This window comes from Amycolatopsis sp. La24 (assembly GCF_029087445.1).
GTDB classification, from domain to species: Bacteria; Actinomycetota; Actinomycetes; order Mycobacteriales; family Pseudonocardiaceae; genus Amycolatopsis; species Amycolatopsis nivea.
The window spans coordinates 735,922-761,508 of record NZ_JARACH010000001.1 but is presented as its reverse complement, the minus strand read 5'-3'; the positions used below and the strand labels follow the sequence as shown (position 1 = coordinate 761,508).

26 protein-coding genes are annotated in these 25,587 nt (G+C 69.1%); 14 read left to right on the top strand and 12 right to left on the bottom strand.

The features are described from left to right. Positions 1–508: 508 nt before the first annotated feature. Both PUT80_RS03535 and PUT80_RS03530 read right to left on the bottom strand, forming a co-directional pair. Complete coding sequence (locus PUT80_RS03535; protein WP_275291084.1) at positions 509–1,564, bottom strand: chitinase; 1,056 nt, start codon at positions 1,562–1,564, stop codon at positions 509–511. 195 nt (positions 1,565–1,759) lie between these two features. Continuing rightward, on the bottom strand, positions 1,760–3,850 hold the full coding sequence (locus PUT80_RS03530; RefSeq protein ID WP_037815950.1) for a M4 family metallopeptidase: 2,091 nt from the start codon (positions 3,848–3,850) through the stop codon (positions 1,760–1,762). Between the two features lie 359 nt (positions 3,851–4,209). On the opposite strand from PUT80_RS03530, the gene PUT80_RS03525 reads away from it, so the two are divergent. Next, on the top strand, positions 4,210–4,995 hold the full coding sequence (locus PUT80_RS03525) for a TIGR00730 family Rossman fold protein (protein WP_043831975.1): 786 nt from the start codon (positions 4,210–4,212) through the stop codon (positions 4,993–4,995). Then, entirely contained in the window at positions 4,995–5,537 is a 543-nt protein-coding gene (locus PUT80_RS03520; RefSeq protein ID WP_275291083.1) for a TIGR00730 family Rossman fold protein, read from the top strand. The genes PUT80_RS03525 and PUT80_RS03520 overlap by 1 nt, the downstream gene beginning before the upstream one ends. A 5-nt stretch (positions 5,538–5,542) precedes the next feature. Here the strand turns inward: PUT80_RS03520 and PUT80_RS03515 are convergent, their stop codons facing one another. After that, a complete protein-coding gene (locus PUT80_RS03515) occupies positions 5,543–6,217 on the bottom strand; it encodes a lysophospholipid acyltransferase family protein (protein ID WP_037816398.1) in 675 nt (224 codons plus the stop codon). 54 nt (positions 6,218–6,271) lie between these two features. Between PUT80_RS03515 and PUT80_RS03510 the strand changes: the two genes are divergently transcribed. Continuing rightward, complete coding sequence (locus PUT80_RS03510; protein ID WP_275291082.1) at positions 6,272–7,177, top strand: glucosyl-3-phosphoglycerate synthase; 906 nt, start codon at positions 6,272–6,274, stop codon at positions 7,175–7,177. A 93-nt stretch (positions 7,178–7,270) separates the two neighbouring features. Further along, complete coding sequence (locus PUT80_RS03505) at positions 7,271–7,855, top strand: hypothetical protein (RefSeq protein WP_238608521.1); 585 nt, start codon at positions 7,271–7,273, stop codon at positions 7,853–7,855. Here the strand turns inward: PUT80_RS03505 and cydC are convergent. The 4 genes from cydC to PUT80_RS03485 are packed head-to-tail and all read right to left on the bottom strand — an operon-like array spanning position 7,839 to position 12,992. Continuing rightward, positions 7,839–9,347, bottom strand: a complete 1,509-nt coding sequence (gene cydC / locus PUT80_RS03500; RefSeq protein WP_275291081.1) for a thiol reductant ABC exporter subunit CydC — start codon at positions 9,345–9,347, stop codon at positions 7,839–7,841. The genes PUT80_RS03505 and cydC overlap by 17 nt on opposite strands. After that, positions 9,344–10,834 carry a thiol reductant ABC exporter subunit CydD gene (gene cydD, locus PUT80_RS03495; protein ID WP_275291080.1) on the bottom strand — a complete coding sequence of 497 codons (1,491 nt, stop codon included), beginning with the start codon at positions 10,832–10,834 and terminating at the stop codon, positions 9,344–9,346. The genes cydC and cydD overlap by 4 nt, the downstream gene beginning before the upstream one ends. Before the next feature lie 13 nt (positions 10,835–10,847). Next, positions 10,848–11,825, bottom strand: a complete 978-nt coding sequence (locus PUT80_RS03490) for a cytochrome d ubiquinol oxidase subunit II (protein ID WP_275291079.1) — start codon at positions 11,823–11,825, stop codon at positions 10,848–10,850. A gap of 3 nt (positions 11,826–11,828) precedes the next feature. Next, positions 11,829–12,992, bottom strand: a complete 1,164-nt coding sequence (locus PUT80_RS03485) for a cytochrome ubiquinol oxidase subunit I (protein ID WP_275291078.1) — start codon at positions 12,990–12,992, stop codon at positions 11,829–11,831. Positions 12,993–13,132: 140 nt separating this feature from the next. Here PUT80_RS03485 and PUT80_RS03480 point away from each other — a divergent pair, with 140 nt between their 5' ends. From PUT80_RS03480 to PUT80_RS03460, 5 genes are read left to right on the top strand one after another with little or no spacing between them, the layout of a single operon-like run. Next, the gene (locus PUT80_RS03480; protein ID WP_037815937.1) at positions 13,133–13,450 is read left to right on the top strand and encodes a helix-turn-helix transcriptional regulator; all 318 of its coding nucleotides are present in this window, start codon (positions 13,133–13,135) and stop codon (positions 13,448–13,450) included. Further along, the gene (locus tag PUT80_RS03475) at positions 13,447–14,145 is read left to right on the top strand and encodes a permease prefix domain 1-containing protein (protein ID WP_275291077.1); all 699 of its coding nucleotides are present in this window, start codon (positions 13,447–13,449) and stop codon (positions 14,143–14,145) included. The genes PUT80_RS03480 and PUT80_RS03475 overlap by 4 nt, the downstream gene beginning before the upstream one ends. Beyond that, positions 14,142–14,471 carry a DivIVA domain-containing protein gene (locus PUT80_RS03470; protein WP_037815935.1) on the top strand — a complete coding sequence of 110 codons (330 nt, stop codon included), beginning with the start codon at positions 14,142–14,144 and terminating at the stop codon, positions 14,469–14,471. The genes PUT80_RS03475 and PUT80_RS03470 overlap by 4 nt, the downstream gene beginning before the upstream one ends. Then, positions 14,464–14,919 (top strand): SRPBCC family protein, encoded by a 456-nt coding sequence (locus PUT80_RS03465; RefSeq protein WP_037815932.1) that lies wholly within the window; start codon positions 14,464–14,466, stop codon positions 14,917–14,919. The genes PUT80_RS03470 and PUT80_RS03465 overlap by 8 nt, the downstream gene beginning before the upstream one ends. Next, complete coding sequence (locus tag PUT80_RS03460; RefSeq protein WP_275291076.1) at positions 14,916–15,479, top strand: DNA-3-methyladenine glycosylase I; 564 nt, start codon at positions 14,916–14,918, stop codon at positions 15,477–15,479. Before PUT80_RS03465 ends, PUT80_RS03460 begins: the two co-directional genes overlap by 4 nt. A 547-nt stretch (positions 15,480–16,026) precedes the next feature. Here PUT80_RS03460 and PUT80_RS03455 read toward each other — a convergent pair. Continuing rightward, the gene (locus PUT80_RS03455) at positions 16,027–16,821 is read right to left on the bottom strand and encodes an enoyl-CoA hydratase-related protein (protein ID WP_037815927.1); all 795 of its coding nucleotides are present in this window, start codon (positions 16,819–16,821) and stop codon (positions 16,027–16,029) included. Between the two features lie 202 nt (positions 16,822–17,023). On the opposite strand from PUT80_RS03455, the gene PUT80_RS03450 reads away from it, so the two are divergent. After that, positions 17,024–17,191 (top strand): DUF3117 domain-containing protein, encoded by a 168-nt coding sequence (locus PUT80_RS03450; RefSeq protein WP_005155393.1) that lies wholly within the window; start codon positions 17,024–17,026, stop codon positions 17,189–17,191. Between the two features lie 88 nt (positions 17,192–17,279). After that, positions 17,280–18,719: a leucyl aminopeptidase family protein gene (locus tag PUT80_RS03445; RefSeq protein WP_275291074.1), complete on the top strand. Its 1,440-nt coding sequence runs from the start codon at positions 17,280–17,282 to the stop codon at positions 18,717–18,719. 40 nt (positions 18,720–18,759) lie between these two features. Here the strand turns inward: PUT80_RS03445 and map are convergent, their stop codons facing one another. Both map and PUT80_RS03435 read right to left on the bottom strand, forming a co-directional pair. Next, complete coding sequence (gene map / locus PUT80_RS03440; RefSeq protein WP_134668851.1) at positions 18,760–19,548, bottom strand: type I methionyl aminopeptidase; 789 nt, start codon at positions 19,546–19,548, stop codon at positions 18,760–18,762. A gap of 81 nt (positions 19,549–19,629) precedes the next feature. Beyond that, positions 19,630–20,526, bottom strand: a complete 897-nt coding sequence (locus tag PUT80_RS03435) for a LysR family transcriptional regulator (protein WP_275291073.1) — start codon at positions 20,524–20,526, stop codon at positions 19,630–19,632. Between the two features lie 63 nt (positions 20,527–20,589). Here PUT80_RS03435 and PUT80_RS03430 point away from each other — a divergent pair, with 63 nt between their 5' ends. Next, positions 20,590–21,780 carry an MFS transporter gene (locus PUT80_RS03430; protein ID WP_275291072.1) on the top strand — a complete coding sequence of 397 codons (1,191 nt, stop codon included), beginning with the start codon at positions 20,590–20,592 and terminating at the stop codon, positions 21,778–21,780. A gap of 4 nt (positions 21,781–21,784) precedes the next feature. On the opposite strand, the gene PUT80_RS03425 is transcribed toward PUT80_RS03430, so the two are convergent. Then, the gene (locus tag PUT80_RS03425) at positions 21,785–22,441 is read right to left on the bottom strand and encodes an O-methyltransferase (protein ID WP_037815919.1); all 657 of its coding nucleotides are present in this window, start codon (positions 22,439–22,441) and stop codon (positions 21,785–21,787) included. A 256-nt stretch (positions 22,442–22,697) separates the two neighbouring features. Between PUT80_RS03425 and sigE the strand changes: the two genes are divergently transcribed. Both sigE and PUT80_RS03415 read left to right on the top strand, forming a co-directional pair. Beyond that, positions 22,698–23,291, top strand: coding sequence for an RNA polymerase sigma factor SigE (gene sigE / locus PUT80_RS03420; RefSeq protein ID WP_240691572.1), 594 nt, complete (start codon positions 22,698–22,700; stop codon positions 23,289–23,291). Next, positions 23,288–23,971: a zf-HC2 domain-containing protein gene (locus PUT80_RS03415; RefSeq protein ID WP_275291071.1), complete on the top strand. Its 684-nt coding sequence runs from the start codon at positions 23,288–23,290 to the stop codon at positions 23,969–23,971. The genes sigE and PUT80_RS03415 overlap by 4 nt, the downstream gene beginning before the upstream one ends. A 522-nt stretch (positions 23,972–24,493) precedes the next feature. Here the strand turns inward: PUT80_RS03415 and PUT80_RS03410 are convergent. Further along, the gene (locus PUT80_RS03410) at positions 24,494–25,570 is read right to left on the bottom strand and encodes a GDSL-type esterase/lipase family protein (RefSeq protein ID WP_051728554.1); all 1,077 of its coding nucleotides are present in this window, start codon (positions 25,568–25,570) and stop codon (positions 24,494–24,496) included. Positions 25,571–25,587: the final 17 nt, after the last annotated feature.

Below are 25,587 nucleotides of genomic sequence, written 5' to 3'. Positions count from 1 at the left end.
GTTCGGGGGTGCTTGTCAAGGCGGGAAAGATGCCTTGACAAGCACCCCCGAACCGCAGGAGAGCTTCGTATCGGGGTGCGGGGGAGGGCTGGGTGCCTCGCTCGTTGGGTGCATTGGCTGCGGGTGGGGCTGGGTGTCTCGATGGTTGGGTGCATCGGCTGCCGGTTTTCGGGTGGGGCTTGCGCCCCAATGTGGCATTGGGTGCGTTGGATGCACCCAATGTGGCGTTCGTTGCGTCCCATGCACCCAATGCCGCATTGGGGCGGTTGCGGGCCGGGCGAGCCGGGCGGGGGTGGGCCGTGAAGGGCTCCTTGAGGGAATCTGGGTCCGTGAAGGGGCCCCTCGCGTCCGGAGCATGGTCGTGAGGGGAACCCTGCGGGAATCAGCGTCTGTGAGGGTTCCCCTCACGGCAGAAAGGGCCGCCGGGGAGAGTCCGGCGGCCGTTCGGGTTTGTGGGCTGAGGCCGGGGCGGCGCAATGCGCAAGCACCCCGGCCCACAGCAGCTTTTTTACCGGCCTTGCAGCGATTTCACGTTGTCGCTGAAGGTCCAGCCTTTTGAACCGTCCCAGTTGATTGACCAGTCCATCAATCCCTTGAGTCCGGGGACGCTTTGGTACGCCTGCGAGACCAGGCCCGGGTCCATGTAGCCGCCGCCTGCGCCTGGTTGGGCTGGGAGGCCTGGGACTTGTTTGTCCAGTGGGACGCGGATTGTGGTGCCTTGTACGGTGAGGCCCTTGTCCAGGCATTGCGTCTGCACGGTGAATCCTTGCACGGTCCCGGCTTCGTAGCTGTCGCCGGAGCAGCCGTACATGGAGCCGTTGTAGTACTGCATGTTCAGCCACCACAGTTGGCCGTTGTCGGCGTACTTCTTGATGATGGGGAGGTATGCGCCCCAGATCGAGCCGTAGGTTACCGAGCCGCCCGTTACGTATGCTGTTTCCGGGGCCATGGTCAGGCCGAAGCCGGCGGGCATTTGGGACAGTACGCCGTCGATGATGCGTTCCAGGTTTGCTTGCGAGGCGGACAGCGAATTGATGTCGCCGCTGCTCGACAAGCCGGTCTCGATGTCGATGTCGATGCCGTCGAAATTGTACTTCTTCAGGATCGGCACGATGGTGCTGACGAACTTGTCGGCGACCGAGCTGGACGACAGGTCAATACCCGCTGCCGCGCCGCCGATGGACATCAGGATGGTGGCTCCGGCGTCCTTGGCCGCGCACATCTCGGCGGGGGTCGAGACCTTCACCGTCGAGTCCATGCCGTCTTCCCACTGCACGGTGCCGTCGGAAAGGATCACCGGGAAGGCGGCGTTGATGACGTTGTACCCGTGTGCGGCCATGCTGGGGTCGTTGATCGGCACCCAGCCCATGCCGGGGTGGACGCCGTTCGAGGCTCCGTCCCAGTTTTCCCAATAGCCTTGCAGCACCGAACCGGAGGGTCTCGGTTTTACCGCGCACGTGTCCGACTGCGGAGCGGCCGCTGAGGCGGGGGCGATTCCCGCTAGCGGCAGTGCGAGCAGGGCCGCCACGGCGGTCCCGAACCAGCGCGATTTCCGTCCGTTCATCACGGCTCCCGTCCCCGGTAACGGTGGTGTCGCAACGGTAAGCGGCGCACCGGGGGATTCCTACCCCCGAACGTATGGTCTAGACAAATTCCAGCAGGGGTGGTCTGGACAAGTGGGTGAACACAGACCAGCCGGGCACGAGGCGCCGTGCCCGGCTGGTCCAGAAGGCCGAGAAACTAGAGTGCGGTTACTGCGTCAGCAGGCCCCGTTGTCGGTCCAGACGGCCCAGGAACTGGGTGCGCCCGGCTCAGCGCCGACGGAGTACCACGTCGAGGTCCACTTGTGGTTGTTGTACGAGACCACGTCGCCCGGACCGTAGAACGTGTTCGAGTCCCACGCCGCGATGCCGCCGCAGCCCGGCGGGGTGCCGCTGCCCACGGTCAGGGTGAAGTCCGAGGTGTGCGTGGCGTTCGCGCCGGTCGCGGTGATCGTGACCTTGCTGGTGCCCTTCGGCGTGCTGGCCGTCGTGGCGATGGTGACGGTCGCGGTGGCGCCGGACTGGATGGTCGCCGGGTCGAAGGTCGCGGTCGCGCCCGAGGGCAGGCCGCTCGCGGTCAGCTTGACCGACTGCGCGTTGCCGTTGGTGATCTTGGTGGTCACCGTGGACTTGGCCGACTCACCGGGCTGGACAGTCGCGGTCGCCGGGGACAGCGCGACCGAGAAGTCGTTGCCCGCCGGCGGGTTGCCGGTGCAGGTGGCCTCGCCCGAGACCGCGCCGACCGAAACCGCGTCCCACGCCGCCTTGGTGGCGTTGAACTCGGTGCAGCTGCCCGGGAACAGGTCGACCGCGGCCTGAAGGGTGGCCTTGCGGGCCGCCTTGTGGTTCCAGGACGAGGTCTTGTGCAGCAGGCCGTTGTAGAAGATCTTGCCCGCCTTCTGGATGCCGACGCCGGTGACGCTGCTGTTGTTGCAGGTCGGGCTCGACGGCTGGCCGTCCGAGGGAGAGCTGCCCTCGGCGAGCAGGTAGAACCAGTGGTTCTGCGGGCCCGCGGCGGCGTGCACCTCGGTGTTCGGGATCGAGGACGAGTAGCAGTTCGGGTCGCCGATCTGGCCCGGGTTGTACATGTAGCGGATCGGGCCCTGGCCGACCAGGTTGACGCCCTCGCCGACGGTGAAGTCCGGCTTGTCGACCGGGTTGTTCGCGTAGAACTCGGTCAGCGCGCCGAAAATGTCGCCGGTGGACTCGTTGAGCCCGCCGTTCTCGTTGCCCGAACCCGCGCCGCCCGGCGTGTTCTGGAAGATGCCGTGCCCGAACTCGTGGCCGACCACGTCCATCGACGTCGCCTGGCGCTGGTTGTCCTGCGAGTGGCCGAAGTGCGTGGACGAACCGTCCCAGTACGCGTTGACGTCGTTCAACCCGACCGAGGCGGGGAACCCGCGGCCGTTGCCGTCGATGCCGCTGCGGCCCAGCCAGTCCTTCAGCATGTTCCACTCGGTCTGCACGCTGTAAAGCGTGTCGACGCAACCGGTTTCGAGGTCGGTGCCCTGCCCGTTGCCCCAGTTGTTGCTGGACTTCGTGAACACCGCGCCGTTTTCGCGGCCGCAGCTGATGCCCGACCGGTTCGGGTCGCGCATCGAGTACGAGCTGCCCGACCCGGTGGTGTCGATGCTGACCTGGCCGACGTAGTAGCTGTTGCCGTTGCCCGCCGCGGCGGGGGCCGCGGCGTTCGCGCCGGACTTCGCCGGGCTTTCGGCCTTCACGTCGTCGCGCTGGTCGAGGACCTTGCCGGTGGCGGCGTCGACGAAGACGTGCAGGTTGCTCGGCGCCTTCGCGGTGCGGCCCTTGACGACGACCTCGTAGGCGAGTTTCGGCTGTGCGCCGCCGAGAACGACCAGATCAGGCTTGCTCACCGTGCTCACGGTCGGCAACTGGGCGCGGGCGACCGAGGCCGCGCGCGCCGCGTCGACAGTGGGCTTGGTGCCCACGGTGATGGCCGCGCCCTCGGCGGAGTCGGTGCCGCGCACGCGGCCCGTTCCGTCGGCGACGATCACCGCATCCCCGCCGACGACCCGGAGGCCGTCGTAGGTGCGCTCGTAGGAGTTGTAATACAGCCCGGCGTCGCCCAGGGTGGTGCTGACGCGGTGCAGGCTTTCGGCCGAGCTCTTGCGGAGCCCGACCGCGCCTGCGGCGGCGGCCCGGTCGGCGGCCGCGATCGCGGTGGCCTGCGGGTCTGCGGTGGGGTGGGCGGGGGCCGCGGATGCCGGGGTCACCGGCAGCGCGAGCAGGGAAAGGGCGAGACCGGCGACACTTGCGATGCCGGTGGCGAGCCCTCTTCTGGACGTCATCGACAGTCCTTTCGGGGTACACGATGGGGAAAAGCGCAACGCGTTGAGCTGGGCTGATCAGGCCGCGGACACCGTGAGTAAAAAAGCGCTCACGGGGGCGGTCAATGCGCTGAACGGACCAGCGGGACCTCGGGGGCGATCGGGACTATTCCCCGCAAGTAGCCCCGTAGCAGGGAAAACGCCGGTTTGGGACGGGCCGGACGACTTTCGTAGGTAGTTCCTGACAACCGGCCGTTGGTAGGAGGACCGGAACCCGCTGGTGGTCCGCTTTCCCGCGTTCAGCCGCGGGCAACCGAGCCGTCACGCTCCGGTGCCGCCTCGGGCGCCCGCCGCGGCCGATCGGCCCGTAGGCTTGGCTGGTGAGCGAACAGTCTGAATTTCCCGACGGCCAGTACCCCGAACGTCCGGTGGAGCGGCACAAGGGCCCGGTGGTGCTCCGGCGCGATCGGCGCGACCAGGGCAGCACCACCGATCAGCGGCTGCTCGACTCGCGGGGGCCGAGCGACTGGGTGCACACCGACCCGTGGCGCGTGCTGCGGATCCAGGCCGAGTTCGTCGAGGGATTCGGCGCGCTGGCCGAGGTTCCGCGCGCGGTGACCGTGTTCGGTTCGGCGCGCACCAAACGCGACCACCCGGAGTACGAACTGGGCCGCAAGATCGGGGCCGCGCTCGCCGACGCCGGGTTCGCGGTGATGACCGGCGGCGGTCCGGGCGCGATGGAGGCGGTGAACCGCGGCGCGAACGAGGCGGGCGGGTTCTCCGTCGGGCTCGGCATCGAGCTGCCGTTCGAGCAGGGTCTGAACCCGTGGGTCGACCTCGGCGTGAACTTCCGCTACTTCTTCGCGCGCAAGACCATGTTCGTCAAGTACTCGCAGGCGTTCATCTGCCTTCCCGGCGGATTCGGGACGCTCGACGAACTGTTCGAGGCGCTCACGCTGGTCCAGACCAAGAAGGTCACGAAGTTCCCGGTGGTGCTGTTCGGCACCGAATACTGGGGCGGGCTGTACGACTGGATCGCGAAATCCGTGCTCGACGGCGGGAAAATCGGCGAGAAGGACCTCGATCTGCTGCACTTGACCGACGACATCGACGACGCGGTGCGCGTCGTGCAGGAGTCTTATCAGGCTTGGGAGGACACGCACTGATGCGGATCTGTGTGTTCTGCGGTTCGGCGCAGGGTTTTTCGCCGGAGTACGCCGAAGCGGCGGCCGGCGTCGGGAAACTGTTGGCGCAGCGGGGAATCGGCCTCGTCTACGGCGGCGCGAGCGTCGGCACCATGGGCGTGGTGGCGAACGCCGCGCTCGCCGCGGGCGGCGAAGTGATCGGCGTGATCCCGGAAGTGCTGTCGAACGTGGAAATCGCGCACGGCGGTCTCACCGAATTGCACGTGGTCGCCGACATGCACCAGCGCAAGGCGAAAATGGCCGCGCTGTCGGACGCGTTCGTCGCGCTGCCCGGCGGGGTCGGCACCCTCGAGGAATTGTTCGAGGTGTGGACGTGGGCGCAGCTCGGCATTCACCGCAAGCCGATCGGGCTGCTCGACGTGGCCGGGTATTACTCGCCGCTGGTGGCGTTCGCCGATCAGATGCTGGAGAAGGGATTCCTGCGGCCGGAAACGCGGGAGCTGATCAGTGTCGCGTCCGACGCGGACAAGCTGGTCGACATCATAAGCCGCTCGGTCGGATAAGGCGCCTACGACGCTTTTTCGTCCGGTCGCTTGTGATAGGTGTCGACGTATTCCTGCCCGGACAGTTCCAGGATCGCGTACATGATCTCGTCGGTGACCGAGCGGCGGATCGCCGAGGACGAGTCCTGGCCCTCGTAGCGCGCGAAGTCCAGCGGTTCGCCGAAGCGGACCTTGATCTTGGCGAGCCGCGGGATTTTCGCGCCGTTCGGCTGGATGCCCTCGGTGCCGAACAACGCGACCGGGACCACCTTCGCCCCGGTGGACAGCGCGAGCGCGGCGACGCCGGTGTGCCCGCGGTGCAGCCGTCCGTCGAGCGAGCGGGTGCCCTCGGGGTAGATCGCGAAGACGCCGCCGTCGGTGAGCACCTTCCGGCCCGCTTCGAGCGCGGCGAGCCCGGCCTGTGCGTTGCCGCGTTCGACCGGGACGTACCCGAGCGCGTCGAGCGATTTCGCGATGAACCGGCCCTTGACGCCCTTGCCCGTGAAGTACTCGGCCTTGCCGAGGAACCGGACCTGCCGCGGGGTGGTGAACGTGATCACACCCGTGTCCAGCGCCGCCCGGTGGTTGGAGGCGAGCAGCACCGGACCGTCCTCGGGGATGTTCTCGACCCCCTCGACCCGGGGCCGGTAAAGCGCGCGGACCAGCGGTCCGAGCACGAAACGGACGAGCAGCGACAGCAAGGGTTCTCCCTCCGGAGGATCGGGCACCGGCTCCAGCATGGCACGATCGCCTCCATGAGCTGGTTTCACCGTCGCACCTGGCAGGAGCCCGGGTGGAGCGCCGCGGACATCCTCGCCGCCAAACGCGGCCGGACCGTGTCGGTCGTGCTGCCGGCGCTGAACGAGGAGGAAACGGTCGCCGCGGTGGTCGCCTCGGTGCGCCCGCTGCTCGGCGGAGTGGTCGACGAGCTGGTGGTCGTCGACTCCGGTTCCACCGATGCGACCGTCGAGGTCGCCGCGGCCGCCGGGGCTCGCGTGGTGCGCCGCGAGGACGTCGTGCCGGAGCTGCCGCCGCGTCCGGGCAAGGGCGAGGTGCTGTGGCGCTCGCTCGCCGCGACGACCGGCGACGTCGTGGTCTTCCTCGACTCCGACCTGGTCGACCCGGACCCGGCGTTCGTGCCGTCGCTGCTCGGCCCGCTGCTCACCGAGGACGGCGTGCACCTGGTCAAGGGCTTCTACCGCCGCCCGCTGCGGCTGGAGAGCACCGGCGGCGGCCGGGTCACCGAACTGCTGGCGCGCCCGGTGCTGTCCGCGCTGCGCCCGGCCCTCGGCGAGCTGGTGCAGCCGCTGGGCGGCGAGTACGCGGGCACGCGCGAGTTCCTGGAGTCGGTGCCGTTCGCCGGGGGATACGGCGTCGAGATCGGCCTGCTGCTCGACGCCGAGGAGCGCTACGGCCTCGACGGGTTGGCGCAGGTCAACCTCGGCGTGCGCAAACACCGCAACCGGTCGCTGCTGCAACTCGGCGTGATGGCCCGGCAGATCCTCGGCACCGCGCTGGCCCGCTGCGGGATGCCGAGCGCGGAGGCGGCGCGGTTCACGCAGTTCGTGCAGGTGTCCGGGGAGTGGGTGCCCGACGTGACGGAGGTGCCGGTGGCGGATCGGCCGCCGATGCGCGAGGTGCTGGCCGCCCGGCAGGAATGACCTTCTGTCTACAGTGGACAGAACGCGGCTTCATCGAGATGTCATCGCCGCGCGCTACGTTCCGGAGCCGATCCGATTCGAGCAGCGGGGGCGATGGACGTGGCCAAAGACCGACTGGATCCTTCGAGCGCGCGCCGGCTGGAGCTGCGCGATCTGGTTCTTCGGCAGCCGGACCGGAACACCGTGCGGGTCTACGCGGACGACGGCAGCAGGGACGGGTTCCTGGTCGGCTGGGCCGAACTGGCTCCGCATCCTTTTCACCGGCGGCCCGCGTGGCAGACGGTTTACCGGAGCGTGCCCGGCGACGACTCCAGTTACTGGCGCGGCGGAATTGCCCGCCAGGCCGGGTACACGGCGTTGGATTACGGGGGAAGCGACGAGATCCGGCTGGCGATCGACGAGATCCTCTCGCTCGCCCGGTGGGGCGACGTCCTGGCCGCCCGCGCCGGCCGGACCGGGACTTACACCGCCACGATGCACCCGGTGCAGGCCGAGTGGCTGGCCGGTCTCGCCGAGCCGAAGGGGATCACTCATCTCGGCGACGGCCGAGTCCGGTTCACCGCTGTCGTCGTCGCGCTGTTCCGCGGATCGCCGGAATCGCAGCCGTACGTCGACGCCAACGACCTGTTCCACCTCGATCCGATGGACTCGCCGATCCAGCTCATCCGGGAACAGTGAGCGCTGGCCGACCGTCCTCCACCATGAGGATCTGGTCGAACCCGGCGACGTGCTCCGGCCGGTGCGTCACCAGCACGACGGTTCCCTTCGCCTGAGCGAGAATCCTCGCCAGGACCTCGTCGCCGTGTGCTGGGTCGAGGCCTTCCACCGGTTCGTCGAGGACCAGGACCGGCGGTGCGGCGAGTACCGCGCGGGCGAGAATCAGCCGTTGCCGTTGACCGCCGGAGAGGGCGTCGCCGTCTTGGCCGGTGTCCCGGTCCAGCGGGAGGTCGAAGCCAGCGGTTTCGCAGGCGGCGCGCAGGTCGTCGTCGGTGGCTTCCGGGTTCGCGAGCAGCAGGTTCTCGCGGACGGTCGTGGCGAAGACGTGTGCGTCGGCGAGGGCTCCGGAGATCACCGCGGGGTGCGGTTCGGTCACGGGGCGGCCGTCGACGGTGATCGAACCGGACGTGGGGGAGACGAAGCCGAGCAGGACGTGCAGCAGAGTCGTTTTTCCGGCGCCCGAGGGGCCGAGGATGCCCAACCGGGTGCCGGGCGGCAGGTCGAGGTCGATGCCTTCCAGCGCGGCGCGGCGGCCGGGATACTGGACGCCGACGTTGGTCAGCCGGAAATGCCCTGGTCCGGGGATCGGTTCGGGGGTTCGGGCCGGCGCGGCGAGGACGGCGCGCACCCGGCTCAGCGAGGCGCGGATTTCGGGGATTCGCTCGGCGGCGGGAAGCAGCGGAAGGACCAGTTCGAACAGGGCCATCGTGGTCAGGGTGAGGGCGGCGGTGACCGGGATGCTCGCGGGGCTGAGCAGCGCGACCGCGACGGTGGTCGCGAATTGCACGGCCACTCCGGCGGCAGTGGTCAGGGCGAGACGGCGGCCGGTGCGGCGGGATTCTGCGGCCAGCTTGTCGATGACCGTGGTGGCGCGGGTTTTTTCTCGTTGTTCCCAGCCGTAGGCGATGAGTTCGTGGCGGCCGAGGACGAGTTCCACGGTGCGTTCGGCGAGTTCCTGCGGCGGCTCGGGGGCTTTGCTTCGGGGGATTAACAGAAGTCCTGTTGCGAGCAGTCCGATGAGGACAATTCCGGAAAGCGGAAGGCTTACCGGCCCGGCGAAAACCACGACCGCTAGACCGACAGTGCTCGCGACCACGGCCGGTAGCGCTAGCCGGAGGATGGCGTCTTGCACGGCGTCCACATCGGACACCAGGCGAGTGACCAAGTCCGCGCCGGAGTGTTCGGCGACGCGACGGGGGAGTAGGGCCTGGTACACCCGGGTCCGGAGGGAGCCGAGGTAGCGGAGGACAACGTCGTGTCCGGCAAGGCGTTCGGCGTAACGGAGTCCGCCGCGCGCCAAGGCGAAGACGCGCACGGCGACAATCGCGAGGGTGAGCGCGGCGAGCGGAGGTTGCTCGGCGGCACGCATGAGCAGCCAGGCCGCGGTGCCGGTCAGGCCGAGTCCGGCGAGTTCGGCACCGACGGCGAGCAGGGTCGCGCGGACGAGTTTCATACCGTCACCCCATGCTTGAGTTCGACCGTCCGCGACGCGAGTGCTGCCAGCGCGGGTCGGTGTGCGACCAGGACTGCGGTGCGGCCGGGCAGCAGTTCCTTGGCACCGGCCAGCACGGTCGCTTCCGTACCGGTGTCGAGGCGAGCGGTGGGTTCGTCCAGCAGGACGAGTCCGGCTTCGGTGCGGGACAGAGCTCGGGCCAGTCCGACGCGTTGGCGTTGCCCGGCGGACAGTCCCGCGCCCAGTTCGCCGATCTGCGTCGCGTAGCCGTAGGGGAGGTCGGTGACGATGTCGTCAACGCGGCGTCCGCCGGTGTTTTCCTTGAGGGTGCCGCGAAAGAGCGTCGGACGTTGCGGTAGCCACGCAGTGTCGCGCAGCCAGGACGAGTGGTCGAGGGTGCGCAGGTCGACGCCGTCGACGAGCACTCGCCCGGCGGTCGGCTCGACGAAACCCAGCAGAACGGCGAGCAGAGTGGATTTGCCGGAACCGCTCGGCCCGACCAAGGCGAGGTGTTCGCCGGGTTGAATAGTTAAGTCTACTTCGGACAGTGCGCAAGTTTCGCCGTAATGCACGGATACGTGGTCGAATACCACTTCCGGCGGACCGAGGCGACGTGTCCGCGTGCCGGACCGGCGGATTGTCGTTGGTGCGCTGAGGATTTCTTTCCATGCGGTGAGTCCTTCCGCGGCGGCGTGGAACTTCGCTCCGGCGGCGCGCAGCGGCAGGTACGCCTCCGGGGCGAGGACCAGGACCAGCATCGCGGTGTGCGCGGTCATCGAGCCGGACAGCAGGCGGAACCCGATGGGTACCGCGACGAGCGCGATCGACAGGGTGGCGACGAGTTCCAGCACCAGCGCGGACAGGAAGGCGACTTTCAACGTCCGGATGGTGGCGTCGGCGTGTGCGTTGGCCATTTCGCGCACGCTCCGGGTCTGGGCTTGCGCGCGGCCGAAGAGTTTGAGCGTCGGCAAGCCTCGGACGACGTCGAGGAAGTGTCCGCCCAGTCGCGTTAGGAGTGTCCACTGTGTACGCGCTCTAGTGTGCACGCCAATCAACGCGCCGAAGAGCGGGATCAACGGGACGGTGGCGGTGACGATCAAGGCGGAGGTCAGGTCGGCAGTGAAAAGCCTTGCCAGTACTGCGATCGGGACCATGGCCGACAGCACCATCGCTGGCAAGTAGCCCGCGAGGTAGGTGGCGGTGGCATCGACGCCTTTGGTGATGCGGGTGGCGGTCACGCCGGGGTCGCCGGTCGCGTCTAGCAACCGACGACGCAGACCCGCCTGGGCCGATGCCGCGAAGTGGCTGGTGAGCAGGCCCTGCGCGACAACGAGCAGAAGCCTCGCCCCGACGGCGACGCACAGGGCGACCGAAACGCCGCCGCCGGTGAGCAGGGTCGCAAGCCCGTCCGCCTGGACGAGCACGGTGACAGCAGTGCCGACGCCCAGCACGGCGAGCGCTGTCAGGTAACCGCGAAGACCAGGCATGGTGAGGCTCCTTTTAATAGTGCAGCAACGACTTCTCGTCGACCGGACGTCGGTGCGCCCGCCAGGTCAGCCACTGCACGACGACCAGCACGAGGAGCGTGGGCGCGGCGAACCATCCGAGCACCGCGGCCATGTCCGGCGTGGTGGCGGCCTGGTCGACGGTCAACTGGTAGCCCGCGCCAGAGGACAGGACGACCGGGAACCGCAGCACCCCGACCAGCAGCGCGGGGCACGCGCTCAGCAGCATGACGGCGGGGAGCGCCAACCGTGGTCGCCGGAGTCCGAAAAGGACTGTCAGGTAGGCGGCGAAGGCGACCGCTACTACCGCCAGTGCGGCCCAAGAACCACCGGAGAAAGCTCCCCAAACCGTCGCTGTCACCAGGAAAACGCCCACCGGAAGCAGGAACGACCGAGTCAGCCGACGAACCCGTCCGGCAATTTCCGCCGGGCCACGTACTGCGAGGAAAACCAAGCCCTGCAAGCAGAACAGGGCGACAAACCCGAGTCCCCACAAGACCGCGTACGGGTTGAACAACGCCAGAACGTCGTCGACCGGGCGGCCCTGCGCATCGAGCGGAAGCCCGCGCACGAGGTTGCCGAGGAACAATCCCCACGAGACCGCGGTGACCAGCGCACCCGCGGTAATGGCGAACGTCCACCCGCGCCGGTTGCCCTCCGGATGCCGGCTCCGCAACTGCACCGCCGCGGTGAACGTGACCAAGCCCAGCAGCAACAGCACAATCAGCACGTATGCCCCGGCGAACACCCGCCCTTCCAGATGCGGGAACGCACCGAACAGCACGCCGACCGCCGCGACCAGCCACACCTCGTTCGCCAGGAAAAACGGGCCGACCGCGCCGAGCACGCGCCGCTGTCCAGCCTCGTCGCGGGAGAGCGCGGGCAGCAGCAGCCCGACGCCGTAGTCGTAGCCTGCCAGCGCGAAGTAGCCGCCCAGCAGCAAACCGAGCACACCCCACCAGATCGTCACCACGGGTCACACTCCACTCAGGACAGGAAGTTCGGTTTCCGCCGCGGCGACGGCCGGACCGCGTTTGGCGATCCGGGCGAGCAGCACCCAGTCGGCGACGGCCAGCACGGCGAACAACAGCGTGAAAGCGATGAAGGAGAACAGGATCTGCCCGCCGCTGACGTCGGCGACGGCGTCCGCGGTGCGCAGCTTGCCCCACACCAGCCACGGCTGACGGCCGATCTCGCGGACCAGCCAGCCCAGGATCGCCGCGATGAACGGCACGGCGATCCCCGGCACCATCAGGAAGAGCACCGGCCGTGCCCGGAGCAGCCGGTCGCGGAACAACAGCAGCGTGCCGACCAATGCCGCGAAAAACGCGAAGAAGCCGACATTGATCATCATGCCGAGCGGCAACCCGACGGCGACCGAACCCTTGAACTTGTCCGGCTGATACCCGGCGACCTCGGCGAACTGCGCGAACCCGGCCTGGACCACCAGTACGCTGCCGATCAGCGACGTCACCACGCCGATCCGCAGCGAGCGGCGGAAGAAGTCGATCTCGCTGGTGCGCTTGAGGAAGTGGTACGCACTGACGCCGGTCACGAAGAAGCCGCCGGTCAGCAACGCGGCCCCGATAACGTGCGGCAGCGACGCGACCAGCGCCGGGTTGGCGAACAACGCACCGAAGTCGTCCAGGCGCAGCACGCCGTTCTCCATCCGCGAACCGACCGGGTTCTGCAGGAACGAGTTGGCGACCATGATGAAGAGCGCGGAGGCGTACGCGGTGAGCGTGACCAGCCATAACACCGCCAAGTGCAGCCACTTGTTCATTCGGCCGCGGCCGAAGATCCACACACCGAGGAACGTCGATTCCAGGAAGAACGCCACCAGCGTCTCGATCGCGAGCGGCGCGCCGAAAACGTCCCCGGCGAACGCGGACAGCCCGGTCCAGGTCATCCCGAACTGGAATTCCATCACGATTCCGGTGACGATTCCGAGCGCGTAGTTGACCACGTACAGGCGGCCCCAGAACGCGGTCATCCGGTGCAGCTGCTCGCCGCCGCGGAGCGTCGCGCGGGTCTGCATGATCGCCACCATGGTCACCAAACCCAGGGTGAGCAGCACAAACAGGAAGTGGAACGAGGTCGTGGTCGCGAACTGGAGTCGCGCTATCGGCAGTGGGTCCATGCCGACGGAGCTTATACGTAGCGCGGCTACATGTAGCGGCAAAACCCATGAGATCGGGGTGATCTCAGGGTTTTTCCCGGACGGTTCGGGAAGGCGCGGAGATTAGCCTGCCAGGGTCAAGATGAGTAGACTGCCGACCTATGAAAGCGGACACGTTGCGCGGACACCTCGACGCGTTGCTGCTCGCCGTCCTCGACGGCCGCAAGCTGCACGGATACGCGATCATCGAGGCTTTGGCGCTGCGCAGCGACGGAGCGCTCGACCTGCCCACCGGCACGGTGTACCCGGCGTTGCGCCGGCTCGAGCGCGCCGGCTGGCTTGCCAGCGAGTGGGACGTGGTGTCCGGCCGCAAGCGGCGCACCTACCGGCTCACTCGCGCCGGGCAGCAGGCGCTGGCCGCGGAACGGGTGCAGTGGCGGGAGTTCACCACGGTGATCGGTGGAGTGCTGGAACCATGACCACGACAAGCCAGACTGCGGCAAGCCCCATCGAGGCCTACCTGGCCGAACTGGACCGCGCGCTGATCGGCCGCCGCGGCACGAAAGCGGACCTGCTCGCCGAAGCCCGCGACGGTCTGCGCGACGCGGCCGAGGCGTACCGCGAGGGCGGCTGGAGCGAGGTCGAAGCGCAACGCCGCGCGGTAGCGGATTTCGGTCAGGTCCGCGAGATCGCCGGTGACTACCAAGCGGAACTGAGCATGCACAACGGCGTACGGACGCTGTGGCTGCTCGTGCTCGGCGTGCCCGCGATGCAGACGTCGTGGGAGGTGGCGCGCATCTTCACCTACGGCTCCTGGTCGCGGCTGACCACGCCGAACCCCGGCTGGTATCCGTACGTCACGCAGTTCACCCACGCCGCGATCTACGCCGTGCCCGTGCTCGGCCTGCTCGCGCTGCTGGGCACCCGGTTCCTCAGCCGCCGGTTCGACGGCGTCCGCACGGCCCGGGTCTGCCGGACGCTCGGCGCGATCGCGGTGGGCGTCAACCTGTTCTCCGTGCTGCTGCTGATCGGAGCGACCGGGGTGGTCGACGCGGCGCGGCTGTTCCTGAGCGGTCCGTGCGGCGTGCTGATGGTCGCCTGGGTGGTCCTGTCGTTCCGACTTGTCGTGCTAGCGCGACGTTCTTGGCGGCGGTGTGCCACGATCGTCGCGTGACGACCGCGCTGATCTACCTCGTAGTCATGCTGCTGGTGGCCGCCGTGGTGTTCCTCCTGGCCGCTGTGGTGTTCGGCCGTGGCGAGGAACTGGCGCCGCTGCCGCCGGGCAGTTCGCCCACTCGTCTGCCCGCCGAGGACATCACCGGCGAGGACGTCCGCCAGGTACGCTTCCAGCTGGTGTTCCGCGGGTACAAGATGTCCGAAGTGGACTGGGTGCTGCGCAGGACCGGCGTGGAACTGGACGAACTGCGCGAACGGGTCGCCCGGCTCGAGGCCGCGCAACAGCCCCGCGAAGCAGCGCACCGGAGGCCGACGGGTGAGTGACCTGGTGCTGTCGGTAGACGTCGCGGCACCGGCTGGCACGACCTGGCTCGCACTCACCGACTGGGCCCGCCAGGGTGAGTGGATGCTCGGCACGCAGGTACGGGTCGTCGAGGGCAACGGCCGCAGCGTCGGCTCGAAACTCGCGGCCTTCACCGGCTTCGGAGGCATCGGCTTCACCGACACGATGGAGATCACGACCTGGGAACCGCCCCTGCGCTGCACGGTGCGCCACCTGGGCAGCCTGGTGCAGGGAACCGGCGTGTTCCAGGTGCTGTCGAAGGGCGCCGGCCACTGCACCTTCGTGTGGGCCGAACACCTCAAACTGCCCTTCGGCCTGCTGGGCCGCGCAGGCTGGCCCCTGGCGCGCCCCGCGTTCGCCCTCGGTGTACGCCATTCACTGCGGCAGTTCGCGAGGTTCGCGGAAAATTATTCAATGGGGGAACAATGACGGAACTACTGGGCGAAGACGGCATCGCCCGCTGCAGCTGGGGCAACTCAGCCCCCGATTACGCGACGTACCACGACGAGGAGTGGGGCGTCCCGCTCCACGGCGAGGCTGAGCTGTACGAACGCCTGTGCCTGGAATCGTTTCAGTCCGGACTGTCCTGGATCACCATCCTCCGCAAACGCGAGAACTTCCGGAAAGCTTTCCGAGGCTTCGCACCGGAGAAGGTCGCCCGCTTCGGCGAGAAGGACGTCAACCGCCTGATGCAAGACGCGGGAATCGTCCGCAACCGCGCGAAAATCGACGCAGCCGTGAAGAACGCCCGCGCTGTCGCAGACCTGGACATCCCGCTGGACAAGCTGCTGTGGTCCTTCGCCCCAGCGAAACACCGCCGCCCCCGCACCATGGCTGACGTCCCGGCGATCACCGACGAGTCGAAGGCAATGGCAAAGGATCTGAAGAAGCGCGGCTTCGCCTTCCTGGGCCCGACCACCTGCTACGCGCTGATGCAAGCCACCGGCATGGTCGACGACCACGTAAAAGGCTGCTTCCGCGCCGCCTGAAGTACGTGAGGGGACCCCTCACGTACACAGATTCCCCCAGGGTGGCCCTCACGACCGGCCGCTCGTTCAGTGAGGGGCCCCTTCGCGGACGTGGATTCCCTCAAGGAGCCCTTCACGGACCGCCCGGCCGCTGCCCGCCCCGCCCGCCACCCGGGATGCGCCCCCAATGCGGCATTGGGTGCGTCAGATGCACCCAATGTGGCGTTCGGTGCATCCAACGCACCCAATGCCACATTGGGGCGCTAGCCCCCACCACCAACCAAACCGCCGCCGGTGCACCCAACAATCAGTGCATCCAGCCCTCCCGCAGCCGGTGCACCCAACGCATTGAGGCACCAAGCCCCACCCCGCAGCCGATGCACCCAACCATCGAGGCACCCAGCCCTACCCCGCACCCCGATACGAAGCGCATCTGCGGTTCGGGGGTGCTTGTCAAGGCATCTTTCCCGCCTTGACAAGCACCCCCGAACCGTCAGCACAATCAAGCTTCGGGGTGCCCCACGCAACCCTCTTTTCTTATGCGGCGCAGCCGCTCCTCTTTAACCCTTCACTTCCCCTGAAAATTAGGCCGCCGCTTCCCCACAAACGCCTCCACAGCCTCCGCGTGATCCGCAGTACCCCCCAACTCCGTCTGCGCAGCGTCCTCAGCAGCCAACGCCTCCTCCAACGAAGACTCAGCCGCCACCCCCAACACGCCCTTGATCTTCGCGTAAGCCACAGTCGGCCCAGCCGCGAGCTTCGCCGCCACCTTCTGCGCCCGAGCGGCCAGCTCCTCGTCCGGCACAACCTCCCCGACGAGCCCGATCCGCAACGCCTCCGCCGAGTCCACCGTCCGCGCCATCAGCATCAACTCGGCAGCCCGCCCATACCCGATCAACCGCTGCAACGTCCACGACGCGCCCGAGTCCGGCCCAAGCCCGACATTCGCGAACGCCATCAAGAACGACGACGACTCCGCCGCGATCCGCAGGTCGCTGGCATACGCGAAGGCAGCGCCAGCCCCGGCCGCGGTGCCGTTCACCGCCGCGATGACCGGCTTCGGCATCCCGGTGATCGCCTTGACGATCGGGTTGTAGTGGTCGCTCACCGTGTGCAGCGGGGCCGGGTCGTTCGCCTGCAGCAGGCCGACGTGCTCCTTGAGGTCCTGTCCGGCGCAGAACGCCTTCCCGGTGCCGGTGAGCACCACCGCGCGGACGTCCGGGTCCTCGGCGGCCGCGCGCAGCTCGGCGATCAGGCGCTCCTTGAGCTCGACGGTCAGCGAGTTGTACGCCTCCGGCCGGTTCAGCCGCAGGGTGCGCACGCCGTCGGCGTCGGCGGTCAACAGGACGTCGGATGTGGTCACGAAATGCTCCTCTGAAGCGGCGGCTCGGGTTCTCGGGACTGAGTCTCGCACCCTCGGCGGGCGGCATACCAGCACCGATGCGGCGGCAAATGATCGGTCCGCGTTCGCGCCCGGGCGCTGATGAGGGACAATGGGGGACGAGACCCGGCTGGCATGGGAGTGCGCGACCCGGGCGCGCCGGTTGAGACGGAGGGAGCACGCTATGGCGGCCATGAAGCCCCGGACCGGAGATGGTCCCCTCGAAGTGACCAAGGAGGGGCGGGGCCTCGTCATGCGGGTGCCACTGGAGGGTGGCGGCCGGCTGGTCGTCGAGCTCTCCGCGGAGGAAGCGAAGGACCTCGGCGCCGCATTGCAGGAGGTCACTGGCTGACCTGCGCTCTCCCCGCTCTGTCCACTGTGCACCCCGGTCTCCTTCTGGAGGCCGGGGTCGGTTCGTCTGCGCCCTAAGGTTGCTCGCTGTGCGTAACTCGCTACCACCCGTCCCCACGAAGCTGCCCGAAATCGAGGTCGTCGCCGCGACGCGCCGCGGAGTTCCGCGAGCAGTGCTGATCGCGCCGGCCGAGGCGGAGGAAGGCACAGCGTACGGGTCGAGCGGACGCGCCGCCGAAGTACGCGAAGTGCCCGAAGACGGCGACGCTCCGCGCTGGGTCGCCGGTATCGGCGAAGGCGCGCCGAAGGACTTTCGACAGACCGGTGCCGCGTTGGCGCGCGCGTTCCGCGAAGCGGCCGGGGACCGTCCGATCCGGACAGTCCAGGTCGTACTGCCCGAAGACGCGACAGCCGAGCACGCAGCCGAATTGGCGATCGGACTGTCGCTGGGCGGATACCGGTTCGTGGTCACCACGACAGAGCCGAAGCCGCCGGTGCCCGCCGTACGCCTCGTTGTCGCGCACGAGCGTGCCGTACCCGCGTACGCAGACGCCGTAGCGCGCGTACGCGTTCTCGCGGCGGCGGCTGCCTTTACTCGCGACCTGGCGAACACGCCGTCGAACATCAAGAACCCGGCGTGGCTGGCGAACACCGCGGCGAAGGTGCTGGGCGGCACGGTCGACGTGACCGTGCGGGACGAGAAGTGGCTCGCCGACAAGGGGTTCGGCGGAGTCCTGGCGGTCGGCGGCGGCTCGGTTTCGCCGCCGCGCCTGATCGAAATGACGCACCGCCCGCGCGGCGCGACGAAGCACCTGCTGTTCGTGGGCAAGGGGATCACCTTCGACACCGGCGGCATTTCGCTGAAGCCCGCCGACGGCATGCACCTGATGCGCACCGACATGGCGGGCGGCGCGGCCGTGATCGCCGCGATGCGCGCGATCGGGGAGCTGAAGCTGCCGGTGCGCGTCACCGCGCTGGTGCCCGCGGCGGAAAACCACGTCTCCGGCGGCTCGTACCGGCCGGGCGACATCGTGCGGCACTACGGCGGCCGGACCACCGAGATCGGCAACACCGACGCCGAGGGCCGGATGGTGATGGCCGACGCGCTCGCCTACGGAATCTCCCAGTTCAAGCCGGACCTGATCGTCGACGCGGCCACGCTGACCGGCGCGATGAAGGTGTCGCTCGGCCTGCGCACCGGCGGCGTCTTCGCGACGGACGACGACCTCGCCGCCCGCGTGATCGAGGCGGGCGCCCGCGCCGGCGAGGCCTGGTGGCGGATGCCGCTGGTCGAGGACTACGCGACCGGTATCGAGGGCGAACTCGGCGACGTCCGGCAGGCCCCCGGCGGCCCGGGCGGGATCATGGCGGCGCTGTTCCTGCGCGAGTTCACCGCGGGGCTGCCGTGGGCGCACCTGGACATCGCGGGCCCGGCGCGCGCGGACAAGACGTACGACGACGTGGTGCCCGGCGCGTCCGGGTTCGCGGCCCGGACGTTGGTGGAGTTCGCGGCTTCCTACGAGGGCTAGCCGGACGCTGCCGCGGCGGAAGTCGCCGCGGCAGCACGGGCTAGTTCTTCCCCGCCAGCTCTTCCTCGCGGCGGGTCAGCACGATCGGGTCCCCGTCGGTGATCGCGACCGTGTGCTCGGAATGCGAGGTGCGCGAGCCGTCCGCGGAACGGATGGTCCAGCCGTCCGGGTCGTAGACGATCTTGTCCGTCGTGCGAGCCAGCCACGGTTCCAGCGCGAGCGTCAGGCCGGGCCGGAGTTTCATGCCGCGGCCTGCCCGGCCGCGGTTGGACACGTGCGGGTCGCCGTGCATGGTGCGGCCGATGCCGTGCCCGCCGAACTCGGTGTTGACCGGGTAGCCGTAGCCGGTCGCGACCGCCTCGATGGCGGCCGAGATGTCGCCGAGCCGGTTGCCCGGACGGGACGCCTCGATGGCGGCTTCCAGCGCTTCCTCGGTGGCCCGGATGATCCGCTGGTCCTCCTCGGCGGGCGTGCCGACGATGATCGTGCGCGCCGAGTCGGCCGCCCAGCCGTCGATGGTGACCGCGATGTCCGCGGTGAGCACGTCGCCGTCGCGAAGCGTGTAGTCGTGCGGAAGGCCGTGCAGGACGGCGTCGTTGACCGACAGGCAGATGACGTTGCGGAACGGGCCCTCGCCGAACGACGGCGCGTAATCCCAGTAGCACGAGACCGCCCCGCGCCGCTTGATCATGCCGCGCACGTGGTGCTCGATGTCCATCAGGTTGACGCCGACGTCGGCGAGCTTGCCGACCTCGGTCAGCACCTCGGCGATGAACCGCCCGGTCACGTGCATGCGGTCGATCTCCGCAGGCGTCTTCAGCTCGATCACGACTACCTCGCGTCCTCAAGTTCCGGTATTTCTATACCGGAACGCTAGCACGGTACCGGGATACAAATACCACCCCGGCGGCTAATCCGTCCTGCCGAGCACATGGTCGCGGAAGGCTTGGACGGCGGGCGAAAGCGGTTCCCCGGCGCGCCAGGCCAGCCCGATCGTCCGGTGGACCGGCGGGTGCAGCGGCACCTCCGCGACCCCGGCCGGGGAGCCCGGCTCGAAGCGCGGCAGGAGCGCGACGCCCAGCCCGGCCCCGACAAGTCCGCGGACAGTGTCGGATTCCTGACCCTCGAAGGCGACCTTCGGCGTGAAGCCGGCGGCGGCGCAGAGGTCGTCGGTGATCCGGCGCAAGCCGTAGCCGGGTTCCAGCAGCACGAACGGCTCGTCGGCCAGCTCCGCGACGCGCACGCTGCGCCGTCCGGCCAACCGGTGCCCGGCCGGGACCGACAGATGGATCGGCTGCCGGTCGAGCACGACGGTCTCCAGCCGTTCGTCCTCGACGACCGGGGCGAGCAGGGCGAGATCGAGTTCGCCGGACACGAGCCGGTCGACCATGTCCTGCAACGAACCCTGCACGAGGGAGAACCGGGCGGTCGGGGCCTGTTCGCGATACCTGCGGAGCAATTCCGGCACCAGCGACCGGCCGAGCAGGTGCAGAAATCCGAGCACGACGCGGCCGCTCGCCGGTTCGATCTCCTCGCGGGCGAGGCGGACCCCGGCGTCGACCACGGGAAGGGCGCGTTCCGCCGCGTCGGCCAGCAGCTCGGCGGCGCGGGTGAGCCGGACACCGCGCCCGTCGGGCACGGTCAGCGGCGCGCCGAGGGCCTGTCCGAGCGCCGCCAGCCGCCTGCTGACTGTGGGTTGCGGCACTCCGAGGAGCTCGGCCGTGCGAGTGACGTTTCCGGTGCTTCGCAGTGTGGCCAGCAGACACAGGTGCGGGACGAGCTGCGCAGTGAGGCTCTCATTCGGCACGGTATGAATGATGGCAGATCTGTGTATTAGACGTATTGATTAGCGAAGCTTACTTTCGAGGTCATGCTGTCCTCCGCCCGCCGGGCCAAGGTCGCGGTCGCCGCCGCGGGCTTCACGTCGTTCGCCCTGCTCTACGCCCCGCAGGCGGTCCTGCCGCAGCTCGCCGGGCAGTACCACCTCGATCCCGGCGGCGCGGCGCTCGCGGTGAGCGTGGCGACCGGCGCGCTGGCGATCTCCGTGCTGCCCATCGCCGCGTTGTCCGAGGCGATCGGGCGGCGGCCGGTGATCATCGCGTCCGTCGTGCTCTCCTCGGTGCTCGGGCTTCTGCTTCCACTGATGCCGAACTACCCGCTGCTGCTGGTGCTGCGCGCGGTGCAGGGCGTCGCGATCGCCGGATTTCCCGGCGTGGCCACGGCTTACCTCGTGGAACGGCTCGGGAAGACCGGCGTCGCGGCCGCGGTCGGCGCGATGATCGCGGGCAACACCATCGGCGGCATGACCGGACGGCTGGCCACCGGGTTCACCGCCGGTCCGTTCGGCTGGCGCGGCGCGCTGTACGTGGTGGCTGGGCTTTCGCTGGTCTGCGCGGTCGTGACCGTGGTGACGCTGCCGCCTTCGCCGGTCCGGACGGGGGAGCGGCAGGGCCTTCGCGACATCGGCGTCGGCCTGCTTTCCGCGGTGCGCCGGCCAGTGTTGCTCGCGCAGTACGCCGTCGCGCTGCTGGCCATGGGCGCGTTCGTCGCGCTGTACAACGCGGCCGGGTTCCGGCTGACCGGCGAGCCGCTGAACCTGTCACCGGCGATCGCGTCGCTGGTGTTCGTGTCGTACGCGCTGGGCTCGGTTTCCTCGGCCACGGCCAACCGGTTGTCCGCGCGGATCGGCCGTCGGCAGGCGCTGGTCGGCGCGCTGCTGCTGACCGCCGTCGGGGCGCTGCTGACGATTCCGGACTCGCTGCCGTTGATCGTCGTCGGCTTCCTCGTGTTGACGACGGCTTTCTTCGCCGCGCATTCGATCGCGAACAGCTGGGCCGCGGCCGAGGCTCCGGAGAACGCGCGCGGGCAGGTCGGCGGGCTGTACATGCTCATGTACTACTTGGGAAGCAGCGTCGGCGGCGGGGTCGGCAGCGTCGTCTACGGGGCGGACGGGTGGAGCTGGTTGATCGTGGCCGTCGTGGTGTGGCTCGGGCTGGCTGTCGCGGCGGTGCAGGTGGGCACGCGGGTGCGGAGCGAGAAGCGGGTGCTGGTGGGCAGCTGACCGCTCACGAGCACGCCGTGGCCACCAGCAGCCCGCCGCCGACCGGCAGCAGGGCCGGGATCAGCCGGTCGTCCTCGCGGACCGCTCGCGCGACCTCGCGCAACGCCATCGTCTCCGGATCGCGCCGCGCCGGATCGGTGAGCCTGCCGCCCGCCAGGACCTGGTGGAACACGATCACCCCGCCGCGGCGCAGCAAGGCCACGCCCTGCTCGTAGTAGCCCGGGTACTCGATCCGCGCGGCGTCGACGAACACCAGGTCGTAGCCGCCCGGCGTGAGCCGTGGCAGCACGTCCAGCGCGCGGCCGACGATGAGCCGCATCCGGCCCGGCGGATAGCCCGCCTCGAGAAAGGTCTTGCGCGCCGCCCGCTGGTACTCCGGCTCGACGTCGATCGAGGTCAGCACGCCGTCGGCGGCCATCCCGCGCAGCAGGTACAGCCCGCTCACGCCGGAGCCGGTGCCGACCTCCACGACCGCCCGCGCGGCGACCGTCGCGGCGAGAAACCGCAGCGTCGTGCCTGCTCCGGGGGCCAGCGGGGCGCACCCGAGGTCGACCGCGCGCAGCCGTGCCGCGGCCAGCACGTCGTCGTCGGGCAGGTACCCGTCGACCTGCTCGGCGCCGACCGCCCCGGTCTCGGCCGCCGCCTCTGTCCCCGAACTCACGCGCGAAGGTTAGCGCTGGTTGTCGATAAATCAGCGAAGGCTCCCTGGTAAGCGCCTTCCGGCCCGGGGGAAAGCCCGCGATCGCCCTGGAAAGGACCTCGCCGGCCAACTTCTCAGGCTGCTCTCAGATCGGTCTCATGAGTTCCATAAGGAAGACCGACAGACTGAGTCTCAACCACACGGGAACACCGTGTGCCCGGCCCGCGTTGGCAGAGGTGAAGAGGAGTTGACCCAGATGGAGGTGCCTGCTCCCCTGATGCAGAACGCCGAACTGCCGGAAGCCGCCCCGGTGACCGTGGACGCAGCCGAGACGGCTTGGACGCCGCCCTCGTGGGACGAGGTCGTGCGCGAACACGCCGACCGCGTGTACCGGCTCGCCTACCGCCTCACCGGCAACACGCACGACGCCGAGGACCTGACCCAGGAGACGTTCATCCGCGTCTTCCGGTCGCTCGCGTCGTACAAGCCCGGCACCTTCGAGGGCTGGCTGCACCGGATCACCACGAACCTGTTCCTCGACATGGCGCGCCGCCGCTCGCGCGTGCGCATGGAGGGACTGCCCGAGGACACCGACCGGATCGTCGGCGACGACCCGAGCCCCGAGCAGCACTACAGCGACACCCACCTCGACCCCGACCTGCAGGAGGCGCTCGACGAGCTGCCCCCGGAGTTCCGGGCCGCGGTCGTGCTGTGCGACGTGGAAGGACTGTCGTACGAGGAGATCGGCGCGACGCTGGGCGTCAAGCTCGGCACCGTGCGCAGCCGCATCCACCGCGGCCGCTCGGCGCTGCGCGCGTCGCTGGAGCGCCGTCGCGCGGCCCGGGAGGAATCTGCGAAGGTGCCCGTATGACCGGCTGGCGTTTCGCCGAATCCCACCTCATGCCCGACGCGGTAGTCGCACTGGTCGACGGCGAGCTGACGCCGGTCGCCCACGACCGCGCGCTCGCGCACCTCGCGCGCTGCCCGGACTGCGCGGCCGAGGTGACGTCGCAGCGGCAGGCCGTCGCGGCGGTGAAGGACGCGGGCGCGCCGTCGATGTCGGCGGGCTTCCTGGCCAGTCTCCGGTCCATTCCGGAGCACACTGACCTGCCGGGCACGCCGGACAACCTCGCGGTCACCGCGGATGGTCAGCTGGTGGCGATCCAGCGGCCGGACCGGGTGGCTGGACTGCGCGACGCTGGGGTGCTCGGGGGTGCTGCGCCGTTGGGAACAACCGCGCCGCTCGGGCAGTCGGCGAACGTGCTCGGCGGCGGTCGGTTCGCTTTCAGCCGGAAGCGGGCGGCGCAAGGAGCCGGAGTCGTGGTGTCCGGGCTCGTGCTGAGCGCGCTCGCGCTCGTCGGGACCGCGGCGGATAGCGGGGACGGGTCCGGCGGGAGCGGGCCGGTTCGGACGCCTAACGCTAATTTGCTGCCGGCGAATATGAATGTGCCTCGGGCTGGTGGGCCTTCTTCCTCTCCTGCGCCTTCTCCTTCGCCGGAGCCGGAAGAAGCTGGGGTGGTTCGGGCTGGGGCTGCTGTCGCGGCTCGGTAGATCGCGGGCGGCTCGTCGCCTGGCGGCGACATTGCGCCCTTCGTTGCGTGGGGCACCCCGAAGCTTGATTGTGATGACGGACGGCGGGTGCTTGTCAAGGCGGGAAAGATGCCTTGACAAGCACCCGCCGTCCGCATTTTGGCTTCGTATCGGGGTGCGGGGGAGGGGCTGGGTGCCTCGCTCGTTGGGTGCATTGGCTGCGGTTTCGGGCGCGTGGGGTGGGTGCGTGGTTGCGGTGGATTCGGCGGGCGGCGGTTGGGGTGGGGGTAGCGCCCCAATGTGGCATTGGGTGCGTGGGATGCACCGAACGCCGCATTGGGTGCGTCAGATGCACCCAATGCCGCATTGGGGCGCATTCCTGGCGGGGCGGCGGCGCGGGGCGGGCCGTGAAGGGCTCCTTGAGGGAATCTAGGTCCGTGAAGGAGCCCCTCACGTACGGCGGCGGGGCGTGAGGGGAACCCTGAGGGAATCAGAGTCAAGGAGGGTGGCCCTCACGTAACAGCTGGGCCAGGGGCGGCGGGGTCAGCTCACGGGTTCTGGGATGGCGTGGAGTTTTCCGTCTGGGCCTGCCAGGCAGGAGGCGTTTCCTCGTTGCGTCGTGAGGAAGTCCGTGAGGCAGTCGGCGATGGCGGCGTGTCCTGCGGCGTTGGGGTGGAAGGATTCCTGCAGTGCGTGCGTCGCCCGGTCGACTTGGGTCAGGTCGTTCAGGTGCAAAGTCAGGCGGGTGAACCATTCCGTGGCCGGGTTCGGGCCGCCGGAGCAGGCTTCGTGGTTTTCGCCTGCTCGGGCCAGATCCAGGAAACGGGCGCCGGATTGGGTGGCTGCTTGTTTGATTCCTGCGGACAGGGTGCTGATTCCCGTGGTCGAAATCCACTGGAGGTCATCGGTGCGGAAGGGGCAGCCGTTGAGGCTTTGCAGGTCTGCTGGGATGTCCGGGCCGACCGGGGTGGCGTAGGACTGGAGCACCAGCTGGTAGTCCGCGGGGACGTAACCGGCGTTGGCCAATACCTTTTTCACGTCGCCTACTGCGTTCGCCACCTTCGGGACCATCGCGTCCACTTTGGACTTCCAGCTTTGCTTCAATGCGACGTTGCAGGACGGGCCGTCGGCGGAGAACCAGGCCTTGAAGCATTCGCTGACTTGGGCGGAGAACTTCGGGTCGTCGTTCGCGCCCACTGCGATGACCACCGCGGCTACCCGGTGGTCTTTCACCACGTCGGCCAGTTGGGCGGCTTGCGAGCGTTCGCCCCACTGTTTGGCGTCGCCCAGGGCGACTTGGGCGGCGGGGGCGCCGGAGCAGGCCAGGTTGACCCGGGCGGTGATGCCGGGGATGCGGACCTTCTGCACGAAGGCCGCCGACGAGCGGTGGCACCAGTCGCCGTTTCTGCCGTCGGTGTCGGGGCTGTAGGCGCCGGCGCCTTCGCCCGACACGGTGCTGTCGCCCATCGACACGATGGTCAGCGGGCCGCGGCCGGGCGGGCCCTGGCGCGGAAAAGGCTGTCCTGGCCTGCTCTCGGTGCCGAAAAAGACGAAGAAGCCCACGAGCACAGCTACGCAGGCGAGGACCAGCGCCCCCCACCACCACCGGAATCGTCGCATCGCTCGCCAAGTCTAGC

Coding starts and splice junctions, on each gene's coding strand:
- PUT80_RS03520 (WP_275291083.1), top strand. CDS start 4,995: ATGCGGATCTGTGTGTTCTGCGGTTCGGCGCAGGGTTTTTCGCCGGAG.
- PUT80_RS03450 (WP_005155393.1), top strand. CDS start 17,024: ATGGCGGCCATGAAGCCCCGGACCGGAGATGGTCCCCTCGAAGTGACC.
- PUT80_RS03485 (WP_275291078.1), bottom strand. CDS start 12,992: ATGGACCCACTGCCGATAGCGCGACTCCAGTTCGCGACCACGACCTCG.
- PUT80_RS03460 (WP_275291076.1), top strand. CDS start 14,916: ATGACGGAACTACTGGGCGAAGACGGCATCGCCCGCTGCAGCTGGGGC.
- PUT80_RS03415 (WP_275291071.1), top strand. CDS start 23,288: ATGACCGGCTGGCGTTTCGCCGAATCCCACCTCATGCCCGACGCGGTA.
- sigE (WP_240691572.1), top strand. CDS start 22,698: ATGCAGAACGCCGAACTGCCGGAAGCCGCCCCGGTGACCGTGGACGCA.
- PUT80_RS03480 (WP_037815937.1), top strand. CDS start 13,133: ATGAAAGCGGACACGTTGCGCGGACACCTCGACGCGTTGCTGCTCGCC.
- cydC (WP_275291081.1), bottom strand. CDS start 9,347: ATGAAACTCGTCCGCGCGACCCTGCTCGCCGTCGGTGCCGAACTCGCC.
- PUT80_RS03505 (WP_238608521.1), top strand. CDS start 7,271: ATGGACGTGGCCAAAGACCGACTGGATCCTTCGAGCGCGCGCCGGCTG.
- cydD (WP_275291080.1), bottom strand. CDS start 10,834: ATGCCTGGTCTTCGCGGTTACCTGACAGCGCTCGCCGTGCTGGGCGTC.
- PUT80_RS03530 (WP_037815950.1), bottom strand. CDS start 3,850: ATGACGTCCAGAAGAGGGCTCGCCACCGGCATCGCAAGTGTCGCCGGT.
- PUT80_RS03535 (WP_275291084.1), bottom strand. CDS start 1,564: ATGAACGGACGGAAATCGCGCTGGTTCGGGACCGCCGTGGCGGCCCTG.
- PUT80_RS03430 (WP_275291072.1), top strand. CDS start 20,590: ATGCTGTCCTCCGCCCGCCGGGCCAAGGTCGCGGTCGCCGCCGCGGGC.
- PUT80_RS03475 (WP_275291077.1), top strand. CDS start 13,447: ATGACCACGACAAGCCAGACTGCGGCAAGCCCCATCGAGGCCTACCTG.
- PUT80_RS03410 (WP_051728554.1), bottom strand. CDS start 25,570: ATGCGACGATTCCGGTGGTGGTGGGGGGCGCTGGTCCTCGCCTGCGTA.
- PUT80_RS03510 (WP_275291082.1), top strand. CDS start 6,272: ATGAGCTGGTTTCACCGTCGCACCTGGCAGGAGCCCGGGTGGAGCGCC.